Annotated in this window: 7 protein-coding genes and 1 pseudogene; all 8 read left to right on the forward strand. The window is 75.6% G+C overall.

Annotated elements, in window-relative coordinates; translation table 11 throughout:
• Nucleotides 1–2532 (forward strand): translation initiation factor IF-2 (infB, locus tag ABZX65_RS35230; protein WP_355349775.1); only part of this gene is annotated, 2532 nt, incomplete at its 5' end.
• 116 nt (nt 2533–2648) lie between these two features.
• Entirely contained in the window at nt 2649–2942 is a 294-nt protein-coding gene (locus ABZX65_RS35235; protein WP_355349778.1) for a DUF503 domain-containing protein, read from the forward strand.
• 34 nt (nt 2943–2976) lie between these two features.
• On the forward strand, nt 2977–3483 hold the full coding sequence (gene rbfA / locus ABZX65_RS35240; RefSeq protein ID WP_355349781.1) for a 30S ribosome-binding factor RbfA: 507 nt from the start codon (nt 2977–2979) through the stop codon (nt 3481–3483).
• The gene (gene truB, locus ABZX65_RS35245) at nt 3480–4418 is read left to right on the forward strand and encodes a tRNA pseudouridine(55) synthase TruB (protein WP_355349784.1); all 939 of its coding nucleotides are present in this window, start codon (nt 3480–3482) and stop codon (nt 4416–4418) included. The genes rbfA and truB overlap by 4 nt, the downstream gene beginning before the upstream one ends.
• A 291-nt stretch (nt 4419–4709) precedes the next feature.
• Nucleotides 4710–8909, forward strand: a complete 4200-nt coding sequence (locus tag ABZX65_RS35250; RefSeq protein WP_355349787.1) for a serine protease — start codon at nt 4710–4712, stop codon at nt 8907–8909.
• Nucleotides 8910–9226: 317 nt separating this feature from the next.
• Nucleotides 9227–9577: pseudogene (locus ABZX65_RS35255) on the forward strand (PEP/pyruvate-binding domain-containing protein); the annotation flags it as partial.
• Between the two features lie 249 nt (nt 9578–9826).
• Nucleotides 9827–11770, forward strand: coding sequence for a PEP/pyruvate-binding domain-containing protein (locus tag ABZX65_RS35260; RefSeq protein WP_355349840.1), 1944 nt, complete (start codon nt 9827–9829; stop codon nt 11768–11770).
• Nucleotides 11767–12729 (forward strand): hypothetical protein, encoded by a 963-nt coding sequence (locus ABZX65_RS35265; protein ID WP_355349790.1) that lies wholly within the window; start codon nt 11767–11769, stop codon nt 12727–12729. The genes ABZX65_RS35260 and ABZX65_RS35265 overlap by 4 nt, the downstream gene beginning before the upstream one ends.
• Nucleotides 12730–12801: the final 72 nt, after the last annotated feature.

The following is a 12801-nucleotide window of genomic DNA, read 5'->3' on the forward strand; positions in this document are numbered from 1 at the left end:
GCCGGTCCCGGCCAGGGCGGTGCCCGCCCCGGCGGCGCCCGTCCCGCGGGCCCGCGTCCCGGCAACAACCCCTTCACGTCCGGCGGCTCCACCGGTATGCAGCGCCCCGGCGGCGCCCCGCGTCCCGGCGGCGACCGGCGTGACGACCGTCCCGCCCGCCCCGGCGGCCAGGGAGCCCCGGGCGGCATGCCGCGTCCCGGCGGCGCCCCGCGCCCCGGTGGTCAGGCCGGCGGTCCCGGCGGACAGCGTCCGTCCCCCGGCGGCATGCCCCGCCCGCAGTCCTCGGGCCCCCGCCCGAACCCCGGCATGATGCCGCAGCGGCCCGCGCCCTCCCCGGGCGGGCGTCCCGGCGGTGGCCCCGGCGGCCGTAGCGGTGGTCCCGGCGGCCGTCCCGGTGGCGGCGGTCCCGGCGCGCGTCCCGGTGGCGGCGGCGGTTTCGCCGGCCGTCCGGCGGGTCCCGGCGGCGGCGGTCGTCCCGGTGGCGGCGGTGGCGGCTTCGGCGGTCCGCGCCCCGGTGGCGGTGCTCCCGGCGGTGGCGGCGGCTTCGGTCCCCGTCCCGGCGGCTTCGGCGGGCGTCCCGGCGGTCCGGGCGGCCGTGGTGGCACGCAGGGCGCGTTCGGTCGCGGCCCCGGTGGCCGTCCGGCGCGCGGCCGTAAGAGCAAGCGTCAGCGGCGCCAGGAGTACGAGGCCATGCAGGCCCCGTCCGTGGGCGGCGTGCTGCTGCCCCGCGGCAACGGCCAGACCGTGCGCCTGTCGCGCGGTGCCTCGCTCACCGACTTCGCCGAGAAGATCAACGCCAACCCGGCGTCGCTCGTTCAGGTGATGCTCAACCTCGGTGAGATGGTCACGGCGACCCAGTCGGTCTCCGACTCCACGCTGGAGCTGCTCGCCGGCGAGATGAACTACGTGCTGGAGATCGTCAGCCCGGAGGAGGAGGACCGCGAGCTGCTCGAGTCGTTCTCCATCGAGTTCGGTGAGGACGAGGGCGGCGAGGAGATGCTCGTCTCCCGCCCGCCGGTCGTGACCGTCATGGGTCACGTCGACCACGGTAAGACCAGGCTTCTCGACGCGATCCGCAAGACCAACGTGGTCGCGGGCGAGGCCGGTGGCATCACCCAGCACATCGGTGCCTACCAGGTCGCCACCGAGGTCAACGGCGAAGAGCGCGCCATCACCTTCATCGACACCCCGGGCCACGAGGCGTTCACCGCCATGCGTGCCCGCGGCGCCAAGTCCACCGACATCGCGATCCTGGTGGTCGCGGCCAACGACGGTGTGATGCCGCAGACGATCGAGGCGCTGAACCACGCCAAGGCGGCCGACGTGCCGATCGTGGTCGCGGTCAACAAGATCGACGTCGAGGGTGCCGACCCGACCAAGGTGCGCGGACAGCTCACCGAGTTCGGTCTGGTGGCCGAGGAGTACGGCGGCGACACGATGTTCGTCGACATCTCCGCGAAGCAGGGTCTCAACATCGACTCCCTGCTGGAGGCCGTGGTCCTGACCGCGGACGCCTCGCTCGACCTGCGGGCCAACCCGGAGCAGGACGCGCAGGGCATCGCGATCGAGGCGCACCTCGACCGCGGCCGCGGCGCCGTGGCGACCGTCCTGGTCCAGCGCGGCACGCTGCGGGTCGGCGACACCATGGTGGTCGGCGACGCGTACGGCCGAGTCCGCGCGATGCTCGACGACAAGGGCGAGAACGTGGAGGAGGCGACCCCGTCGACCCCCGTCCTCGTGCTCGGTCTCACCAACGTGCCCGGCGCGGGCGACAACTTCCTCGTCGTGGACGAGGACCGTACCGCCCGCCAGATCGCCGAGAAGCGGGCCGCGCGCGAGCGCAACGTCCGCTTCGCCCGCAAGGGTGTCCGGTTCTCCCTGGAGAACCTGGACGAGGCGCTCAAGGCCGGTCTGGTCCAGGAGCTCAACCTCATCATCAAGGGCGACGCGTCCGGTTCGGTGGAGGCTCTCGAGTCCTCGCTGCTCCAGCTCGACGTCGGCGACGAGGTCGACATCCGGGTCCTGCACCGCGGTGTGGGTGCGGTCACCGAGTCGGACATCGACCTGGCGACCGGCTCCGACGCCATCGTCATCGGCTTCAACGTCCGTGCGGCCGGCCGTGCCGCGCAGATGGCGGAGCGCGAGGGTGTCGACGTCCGCTACTACTCGGTGATCTACCAGGCCATCGAGGAGATCGAGGCGGCCCTCAAGGGCATGCTCAAGCCGGAGTACGAGGAGGTCGAGCTGGGCACCGCGGAGATCCGCGAGGTCTTCCGCTCCTCCAAGCTCGGCAACATCGCCGGTGTGCTGGTCCGCTCCGGCGAGGTCAAGCGCAACACCAAGGCCCGTCTGCTCCGCGACGGCAAGGTCATCGCGGAGAACCTCAACATCGACGGCCTGCGCCGCTTCAAGGACGACGTCACCGAGATTCGTGAGGGTTACGAGGGCGGTATCAACCTCGGCAACTACAACGACATCAAGATCGACGACGTCATCGCGACGTACGAGATGCGCGAGAAGCCGCGCGGCTGACGCGGCTGCCCGGCCGTGCGGTACGCCGTACGGCCGGGCGACGGTCCGGGGCCGGGGCCGGTCGGCGGGAGAAATCCCGTCGATCGGCCCCGGCCGTCGGCTGTAACGTCGTACCCATGTACGCAGGCACGCTGTGCTTCGACCTGCTCCTGGGTGACGTACGGTCCCTGAAGGAGAAGCGGTCCCTCGTCCGTCCGATCGTCGCCGAGCTGCACCGCAAATTCGCGGTGAGCGTGGCGGAGACCGGCGACCAGGACCTCTATCGCAGGGCCGAAATAGGAATCGCGGTGGTGTCGGGAGACCTCGGACACCTCAAGGACGTACTCGACCGGTGCGAACGCTGGATGATCGCCCGTCCCGAAGTGGAACTGCTGTCCGCACGGCAGCGTATCCACGGCGACGACGAGTGAGCAGAACGCCCAAGGACACAGAGAGAAGAAGACGATGACCGACACCGCGCGGGCGCGAAAGCTGGCCGACCGCATCCGGGTCGTGGTCGCGGAGACCCTGCAACGGCGGATCAAGGATCCGCGGCTGGGGTACGTGACGATCACCGACACCCGGGTCACCGGCGACCTGCGGGAGGCGACAGTCTTCTACACGGTCTACGGAGACGACGAGGAGCGGGCGGCCTCCGCCGCGGCCCTGGAGAGCGCCAAGGGTGTGCTGCGCTCCGAGGTCGGACGGCAGACCGGGGTGCGGTTCACCCCGAGCCTGGCCTTCGTCGCCGACGCCCTGCCCGACAACGCCAAGACCATCGACGACCTGCTCGCCAAGGCCCGCGCGGCCGACGAGGAGGTCCGCAAGTCCGCCACCGACGCGCAGTACGCGGGCGAGGCGGACCCGTACCGCAAGCCGTCCGACGACGAACTGGACGACGACCTCGACGTCCCGGCCGCCGCCGACCCGGACACCCGGCCCGACTCCGAGGGCGGTCCGGCAAGCGCATGACACATACCGGCTCTGAGCGACCGGAGGCGAGCCGAGCGCGGAAGGGGGCCCCGTCCGGGCTTGTCGTCGTCGACAAGCCCGGCGGGCTCACCTCGCACGGGGTGGTGTCGCGGATGCGGCGGCTGGCCGGGACCCGGCGGGTCGGGCACGCGGGCACGCTGGACCCGATGGCGACCGGGGTGCTGATCCTCGGCGTCGAGAAGGCCACCCGGCTGCTCGGCCACCTCGCGCTCACCGAGAAGGAGTACGTCGCCACGATCCGGCTCGGCCGGACGACGGTGACGGACGACGCCGAGGGCGAGATCACCGCCGTCGCCGACGCCACCGGGGTCACCAGGGAGAGCGTCGACGCCGGGATCGCCGCGCTGACCGGCCCGATCCAGCAGGTCCCCTCCAAGGTCAGCGCGATCAAGGTGAACGGCGTGCGGTCGTACACCCGGGTCAGGGAGGGCGAGGAGTTCGAGCTGGCCGCCCGGCCGGTGACGGTCCACTCCTTCACCGTCCAGGACATGCGCCGGGTCGACGAGCCCGAGGACGCCGTCGGCGCCGTCGACCTCGACGTGACCGTCGTCTGCTCCTCCGGCACCTACATCCGGGCCCTCGCCCGCGACCTGGGCGCCGGGCTCGGCGTCGGCGGCCACCTGACCGCGCTGCGCCGCACCCGCGTCGGCCCGTACGGGCTGGACACCGCGCGCACGCTGGAGCAGTTGGAGGAGTCCTGCACGGTCATGCCGATCGAGCAGGCGGCCGACGCGGCCTTCCCGCGCTGGGACGTGGACGCCGACCAGGCCCGGCTGCTGGCCAACGGCGTCCGCATCAAGGCCCCGGCGCTGCCCGACGGGCCGACCGCCGTCTTCGGCCCCGACGGCCGCTTCCTGGCCCTGGTGGAGGAGAAGGACGGCCAGGTGAAGATCGTGGCGGTCTTCCCGGAATAGCCGTCCGTCCCCCCTGCGCCCGTGCCCGGCCCGGTGTGACCGGGCCGGGCTCTGGACACCGTGGAGCGCGGCCGTCTGTCCCCTGAGCGGCCCCGCTCCACGATCCCCCTCGGTCCCCCCTCACGTCTCCCTATCCATCCGGAACCCGGAAATCACCCCAATGGGCGGGCGCTCGGAGTGAAGCGAGGGAGCACAGGGGGGCGCTTTTCCTCCGCGATCTAGGCGGGAGATCATCGGGCACCTACCGTCGAAGCGGGACGAAACGGGGCGCGGCGGTGGGGGAGGTGCCCGATGGCGGTACGCGGGGCCGACGTGGACGGCGCGTTGGTGCGGGTCTGTGACCTGGCGGGACGGCCACGCGGGACGGGTTTCCTCGCGGACGCCGACGGCACGATGGTGACCAGCCACGAGGCGGTCGACGGGCTCGCCCGGCTGGTGCTGCACGCGCCGGGGGACCAGGTGTGCCTGGTCGAGGCGGAAGCGATCACCGTACTGCCCGAAGCCGGGCTCGCGCTGGTCGCCACCGAGGGGCTGAATCTGCCGCCGCTGCCGATCGCGCCCCGCGGCCCGGCCCACCCCGAGCGACGGGTACGGCTGAAGGTCCCGCAGTGGACCGACGGCGTCGTCCTCGGCACCGCGTCCGTCACGTACACCGCCACCGACCGCTTCCACCTGCTGGAGGAGGTCTACGAACTGGGCCTCGGCGCCACCGACATGAGCCGGGTCGCGCCCCAGTCCTCCGGCGCGCCGCTGATCGACGCGGCGACCGGCGCGGTACTCGCGGTCGCGGTCACCGCGCTGCACGCGGGACACCGGGCGGCCGGTTTCGCCGTACCGCTGCGGGCCGGACCCGGCACGCCGGAACCGCTGGCCGCGCTGCTGGCCAGGAACGCGGCGACGGTGCCCGCCTACGGTCCGCACCTCAACCTCGCGGGCGCGCTCCAGCTCACGGGTACGTCGGTCGGCTCCGCGGCCGGGCCCGGCCAGTGGCGGGAGCCGGTCGCCAGGCCCGAAGTCGCCGACGCGCTACGGGACTTCCTCGCGCCGCGGGGGGAGACCGCGCCGCTGGTGCTCGGCCTGGTCGGCGACCCCGGCAGCGGGCGCAGCACCGAACTGGCCGCGCTTGCGGCCCGCCGGGCGCGCGGCGCGGAACCCGCGCCGACCGTCTGGCTGCGCGGCGCCGAACTGCGGCCGGGCGACGGCGGGATCAAGGACGCCGTCGAACGCTCGCTGCGGACCGCCGCCCGGATCGTGTGCGCCGCCGCCGGGCGCGGCGGCGCTGTGGGCGGCGACCCGCCGTTCGCCTCGCCCGACGCCGTCGCGGCGCTCGCGCGGGCCGCGGGACGGCCGCTGCTCGTCCTGCTCGACGCGCCCGAGGAGATGCCCCCGGTCCTCGCGCACGCGCTCGCCGACTGGACGGCGGGCACGGCGAGTTGGCTGCGCGCGGGCGGGGTGCGGCTGATCGTCGGCTGCCGTCCGGAGTTCTGGGAACAGGCCGGGTCGCTGCTGCCCGCGGGAATGGCGTACGCGCCGCCGCCCGCCCCGTACGTCGCCGTCCGCGCGCTGCCGCCCTGCCTGCGGCTCCGCGACCTGACCGGCGTCCAGGCGGTCCGTGCGCGGACCCGCCACGGCCTGGCGCCGGACGCCCTGCGGCCCGCCGACGCCGCGCACCCGCTGGCGCTGCGCCTGCTCTCCGAGATCCAGGCGTCGCTGCCCGGCGGCACCGCCACGGACGGCGCCGCGCCGACCCGCGCCGAGATCTTCGCCGCCCACCTGGACCTGGTGTGCCTGCGGATCGCGGTCCGGCTGGCCGCGAGCGCCGAGCGGCCGGTACGCGGCAACGGCGTACGGCGGCTGGCCACGCGGGTGGCCGGGCAGGTGCACGAGGCGGCGCGGCGCTGTCTGGGGCCGGGGCAGGGGGAGTTGGACCGCGAGTCCTTCGAAGACCTCTTCCCGTGGCGTACGGGGTGGGCGTCCGCCGTCCTCACCGAAGGGCTGCTGGTGCCCGCGGGCGCCGGATACCGCTTCGCGCACGAGGAGGTCGCCGACTGGCTCCAGGGCCTCCACCTCGACCTGGACGCGGCCCTGCACGCCCTGGTCCACCGCTGGTTCGCGGCACCGGCGGGCGGCACGGAGGCGCCGGTACGGCTGCCGCAGCGGCCCGCCGCCGTCCACGCGGGCGAGCCGCCCGTCCCGCCCGCCCCGGCCGTCGCCCCGCCCTCGGGGCCGCGCTCCCTCCCCGTCCCGCGCCACCGCCTCGGCCCGGTCCTCCAGGCCATGCTCGCCACCGACCCCGACACCCTGACCCGCCATCTGCGCCACCTCATCCACCGCCTCGACCACCAGGCCATCGCCCCCACCCGCCATGTCAGCGCCCCGGACCCGGACCCGGCCGCGCCGCCGCGCCGCCCGGCCCCCGTGCGCCGACCCGCGTGGGACGCCTGCACGGACGCCTATCTCGACACCGAGACGGTCCCGAACCCCCGCTCCCGTCGGCGCCCCCGCCCGACGCCCGCGGGTCCGTGCCAGGGAGGCGGGGGCGGCGGAGGCGAGGGGGTGCCGGACGGGGGTAGGGGCGGGGGCGTTGGCGGCGGGCCGGTGGGGTTGCTCGCCGGGAGCGCGGGAGCGTCGGGCGGGGGAGCGGGCGTGGTGCCCGCTGGCGGTGCGGGAAGCGGTGCGGGGGTGCCCGGCGGCGGTCCTGCGGGGTGGTCGGTGGCGTGCGGCGGGTGGCCGAGCGGCGGCGGCGGTACGGGCGGGGCCGGGGCTGGTGCCAGCGGGCAGCGGAGCTCCGGCGGCGGTCCTGCGACGGTCGGTTCGGGGCAGCGGCTGGACGGCGGAGACAGCGCGCCGGGTCGGGGGCCGTGCGGGGGGCCGGACGAGGGCGGGGGCGCGGCCACCGGGGGTGCGCCGTGGGGCCACTCCTCGTGCGAAGGCGGAGGACCGTCGTACGCGAGCGGGCCGCGCGCCCGGCGCGGTGACGGGGTGTCGGCGCGGCGGGGGGATGCCGTGTGGTGGGCCGCGCATCTGGTGGGAGAGGTGGTGACGCGGCTCGGGGACGCGCGGAACTACCGGGGTGTGCTGCGGCTGTTGGCCGAGCGGGTCGCGGTGCGGTCGGTGGAGCGCGGAGGGTTCACGCCCGAGGGGCTCGGCGGGCTGGGCGAGTTCGGCCCGGCGTTCTGGCGGCGGGTGCCGTTGCCGCTGGGGGAACGGCTCGAACTGCTGCGGCTGCTGCTGCCCGCCGACCGGCCGCCCGTACCCGGTGAACCGGCCGACCCCGAGACCCGCTTCCTGCCCGCCGTCGCGGAGCTGCTGCGGGAGGCGCCGGCCGAGGCCCTGGCGGCGGTGTGCGGGTGGTTCGACGACGACCGGCCGCTCCAGACGGCGCCGGGCGCGGACGGCCCCCGGCTGACCGTCGCGTCCGCCGCGCAGGCGCTGCTGCACACCCACCGGCGGCTCGCCGTGGACGAGTTGACCGAGGCGCTGGTGGCCGCAGGGCACCCCGGCGCCGACGAAGTGCTCGCCGCGCTCGCCGAGGACGAGCCGTCCGCCGTGTGCAGGGCCGTCGACCGGTGGGCGCACGACCCGCGCCCCGACCGCCATGTCGCGGCAGCCTCGTACGGCCGCCGCGCCGCCGCGTTCGTACGCTCGGAGGCCGACCGGGAACTGCTGCGGTACGCGGCCCTCGCGATCCTGGCCCGCCCCGGCGACTGCACTCTGCACGGCGCCGCGCTCGGCCTGCTGGTACGGGATTCGGTGACGCGTTCCCGCCATCTCGACGCGGCGCTGCGGCACTTCGCGGCGGGCGATCCCCATCTGCCCGCGGGCGCACTGGCGGCAGCCCTCGGCACGCACCCCGAACCCGTACTCGCCGCCTTCCAGACCCGGCTGCGCGCCCCCTACCCCGATGGGGGAGCCGCCGAGGTGCTGGACGAACTGGCCGGGGTCACCTCGCCCGCCCTCGCCCGGCGCGCCGCCGCCCTGGCCCAGGACCATCTGCTGCACCACCCGGACGGCGCGGCCGACGTGGCCCGCTTCCTGGACCGGCGGCTGGAACAGGGCCCCGGCGTCCGGGCCGTCCTGCTGCCGCTGGCCGCCGCGCTCATGACCGACCACCCGCCGGACGTCCGCCGCGCACTGCTCCCGGTTTTCGCCGCCCCCGGCACCCACCTGTCCCGGCCGCTGCGCCAGGAACTCCTCGACATGGTGCTCGCGGCGGAACGCGACCCCGGCGTCCTGGACGCCCTGCTCGCCGCCGCGGCGGACGGCTGCCACCGCAGGCCGACCGTCCTCACCCGCGACCTGGTCCACCGCGTCGGCCTGCTTCTCGGCCGTACGCCGGAGGGCGCCGCGCAGTTCGACCGCCGGGTCGTCGAACTGGCCGCTTCCTGGCCCGACTTCGGCCGCCTGGTGCGCGAGTGGCTCAAGACGGGCGGCACATGGGACGCGGTGATCGGCCCGAGCGCGAGACGCCGCCTGGAGGCGGCGGCCTGACGGGAACGGCCGGGGATCTCCGTAGCGGCCACCTCGGATCGCCAGCCATGACTTCCTGCCACCCTCTGGCGTTGGTGGGGGACAGCCTGCGCAGCCCGTCAGCGCGTCAACTGCCCGGTGACCGGCCGCTGTCAGGGCGGCCGGAAACCGCCGTTTCGAGAGTAGGCGGTCACCTATGAGGCGTTCCTCACGTCACGTTGGTGGATGGGGAAGGTCTCCTGGGTGAAGGGACGTTGTAGTCGAGGAGGCGCGTCCGCCGCGGGCCACGAGCCCGGCGGCGCACGCGTACCCGGGCGGCAGCCGCGGAAGGAGCGCAGATGCGCGTCGACGCTGAAGAGCTGGCAGTGGTGCCCTTGGAATCACCGTTGGCCCACGAGGCCGCGCTGGCCGGGGCCAAGGCGGCGAATCTGGCCCGGGCGGCGGCGCGGGGGCTGCCGGTGCTCCCCGGCTTCGCCCTCGTCCCGGCCGCCCGCGCGCCCGGTGCCCCGGCCGGGACGGCGGCTCTGCGCCGCGCCTGGCAGGAGCTGGGCGGACCGGACGGCGCCGCGCTGGTGGTCCGTTCCTCCTCCGCGCACGAGGACACCGCCGAGTCGTCCATGGCGGGCCGCTTCGAGTCCGTCCTCGACGTACGCGGCTGGGACGACTTCACCGACGCGGTGCGGGCGGTGCTGGACTCCGCCGCGCGCGTGCCGTCGCCGCCCTGGCCGTCCGCGGAGGACATCTCCGGAACTGGAGCCGGAGCCGGAGCCGGAACCGGAACTGGACCCGGAACTGGACCCGGAACTGGACCCGGACCCGGAACCGGAACTGGAGCCGGAACTGGAGCCGGATTAGGAAGCGCGCCAGGACAGGGGCCCGGTCCTGGGCCAGGACCGGACGCCGACGACGCGGCCGAACCCGCAGTCCTCCCCGGAGACATGGCCGTCCTGGTCCAGCCCATGCTGCGAGCCGCCGCTGGCGGCGTCATGTTCGGCGCGGACCCCGTCGAGGGCCGCTACGACCGCGTCCTGATCAGCGCGGTCCCCGGCGGCCCCGACCGCCTCGTGGACGGCAGCACGCAGGGCGTCCGCTACCAACTGACCCGCCGCGGACGGCTGTTGCGCACCGAACCCGCGCCCTCGGGGCACGGCCGGGTGACCCGGCTGCTCGCACGGCCGCTGCCCGGCCGTCGGGAGCGGCGGCCGGAGCCGGGGACCGTCACCGCGCGGGAGCGGCAGCCGCTCACCCGGCGGCAGTTGGTCCGGCTCGTGCGGCTGGCCCGGCGCGCCGAGCGCGTGTACGGCGGGCCGCAGGACATCGAGTTCGGCTTCGCGGACGACGGGCGGCTGTGGCTGTTCCAGGCGCGGCCGATCACCGCGATGGCGGCCCGACCGCCGCGCGGGGCACGGCTGTTGGGGCCGGGACCGGTGAGCGAGACGCTGCCCGGTGTGCTCCAGCCGCTGGAGGAGGACCTGTGGCTGGCGCCGATGGCGCACGGGCTGACGCTGGCCCTGGACATCGCGGGCGCCGCGTCCCGGCGGCGGCTGCGCAAGCTGCCGGTGGCCCGTACCGTCGAGGGCCGCGCCGCCGCTGACCTGCGGCTGCTCGGCGTGACACCGCCCGCGCACCCGGTGCTGCACTTCATCAACCCGGCCCCCGGCGCCCGCCGCGCCGCCGCGGCCTGGCGGGTCGGACGGCTGCGCGGCGCGCTGCCGCTGCTCGCGCAGGACCTGATGGCCGACGTCGACCGGCAGCTGCACGACTTCAGGGCGCCCCGGAAGATGCTCAGCGGCGAGCTGCTGAACGCCGTCTCCTGGGGACGCAACGCCCTGTCCGCCCTGCACGCCCAGGAGTCCCTGGCGGGCGCGCTGCTGGACACCGGCACCGGTACGGGCACCGGTACGGGCGGCGGTACGGGCGGCGGTACGGGCGGCGCCGCGAGCGTCGGTACGGGCGGCGGGACGACGGCGGCGGGCGAGGCGCTGGCCGTACTGGCCGAGGGCCGCGGCCGGGGCGCCACCGACGCGGAGCTGATCGCCCACCACCCCGTCCTGCTCACCCTGCTGCCGCCCACCCTCGGCGAGCACGGCCCGCTGCCCGAGCGCGTCGGCTGGAACGGAGTCCCGCGCGGTGTCGGCTTCCTGAGCGTCCGTGAGGGGCTGCGGCTGCGCATCCGCTGGGTGCAGGAGATGCAGGCCGCGATGGTCCGTGAGATCGGCACCCGGATGGACGCGTACTGCCTGGTCGGCGAGCGGCGCAAGATCGCGCTGCTGCGCTGGGACGAACTGCTGGGCGTCGGCGCGGGCCGCGGCCGTCCGGCCGACCTGGCCGAGCGCACCCCGCGCCCCGAGACCCCGCCGCTGCCCGCCGCCTTCCGGCTCGCCGACGGCGCACCGCAGGCGGTGAGCCTGGCCCGCGGCCGTACCGGTCGGGGACAGGGCGAGGGCCAGGGCGCGGGCGGCGGTCAGGGGGCGGGGACCGCCTGGGACGGCGCGGGCGTACGGCCGCCGGACGCCGTGCTCGTCGTCCGCTCGCTCGACCCGGCGCTCGCGCCGCTGCTGCCGGGCCTGTCGGGCCTGGTCGCCGAGACCGGCAGCGTCCTGTCGCACCTGGCGGTGCTGGCCCGCGAGTACCACGTGCCGACCGTCGTGGGCGTCACCGACGCCGTCGGCCGGTTCGCCCCCGGCTCCGGGCTCGCCGTGGACGGCGGTACGGGGGCGGTGGAGCCGACAGGTGGCGGTACGGGAACGGTGGAGCGGACGGGCGGCGCGTCCGACGCACCGGGCGCGGAGCCGGACGGGTCCGACGACGCCCCCGCCCCCAGGGACGGGCGCGCCGCGCTCGAGGCGCGGGACGAACCGCGCAAGGGGGCCGTCGCGTGAAGTACGTCAGCTACCTCTTCGGCGGCCTGTCCACCCTCGCCGCGGGCATCTACCTGGTGATCTACCTCTACCGCTGGGAGTGGCAGCGCGCCGTCATCTGCGGGGTGCTGCTCCTCGCCGTCGAGGGCTTCCTCGTCTGCGTGATCCTGCTCGGCCGGATGGGCCGTCTGGAACGGCGGCTGAGTGACGCGGACGCCCGGATGGAGGAAGTACGGCAGCGCCTCGAACACGCCAGGGAGACCTCCGCGAACCCCTTCCGCTGGCTCGGCAACGGCAATGGCAACGGCAACGGCGGTGCGAGCGGCGGCGGTTACGGGGACAGCCGCGACGGCGTGGACGGCGGCAACCGTACGTTCGTCTTCGTACCGATCCTCATGGTCACCGGCGCCGCGCTGTCCGGTGTCGCCTGGGTGATCCAGCGGATCGCGGCGGTCACCGCGCGGCCGGGCGCGGAACGGCGGCTCGCGGGCCGCCTCGCGCCGCTCGCCGCCCCCTCGGGCGGCGTGCACGGCGTCATCACCCAACTGGAGGACAACCCGGCGGTGCCGCCCGCGCGCCGACTGCGCCCGCTGCTGACCGGATTCGGCGCGGCCGCCGGGGTCGTGCTGCTGGTCTACCTCGTCTATGTGCTGTCGGAGGCCACCGAGACCCGCGAGGAGTCCAGGCCCGACGCGGCGGCCAGCACCGTGGTCTTCCGGATCGACGTGCACGGCACCGACGACGCCAGGGCGCGTGAACTGGCCGCCCGCGACCTGTGGGAGGGCTGCCGCCGCTCCACCTCCTCGCTCAACCCCGACGCCAGCCTCGGGCGGCTCGCCGACGGCGTCTTCGCGGGCGTCATCCGGCCCGCGCTCAGTCCGCACGACATGATGCGGCTGCGCGGCTGCCTCTCGGACGCGAGCGTGAACCGGGCCCACGCCAAGGTCCTGGGCACGGGACAGGCGGGAGTCCCGCACTGACCCGCCCTCTGCGCGCCCCCGGCGCGGGGCCCGCGTACCGGAATCGGGCACTGGCCCCGGAAGCAGCGGCTA

The organism is Streptomyces sp. NPDC003300 (genome assembly GCF_040610915.1).
In the GTDB taxonomy this organism is placed as follows: Bacteria; Actinomycetota; Actinomycetes; order Streptomycetales; family Streptomycetaceae; genus Actinacidiphila.

Coding starts and splice junctions, on each gene's coding strand:
- ABZX65_RS35235 (WP_355349778.1), top strand. CDS start 2,649: ATGTACGCAGGCACGCTGTGCTTCGACCTGCTCCTGGGTGACGTACGG.
- rbfA (WP_355349781.1), top strand. CDS start 2,977: ATGACCGACACCGCGCGGGCGCGAAAGCTGGCCGACCGCATCCGGGTC.
- ABZX65_RS35260 (WP_355349840.1), top strand. CDS start 9,827: ATGGCCGTCCTGGTCCAGCCCATGCTGCGAGCCGCCGCTGGCGGCGTC.
- ABZX65_RS35250 (WP_355349787.1), top strand. CDS start 4,710: ATGGCGGTACGCGGGGCCGACGTGGACGGCGCGTTGGTGCGGGTCTGT.
- truB (WP_355349784.1), top strand. CDS start 3,480: ATGACACATACCGGCTCTGAGCGACCGGAGGCGAGCCGAGCGCGGAAG.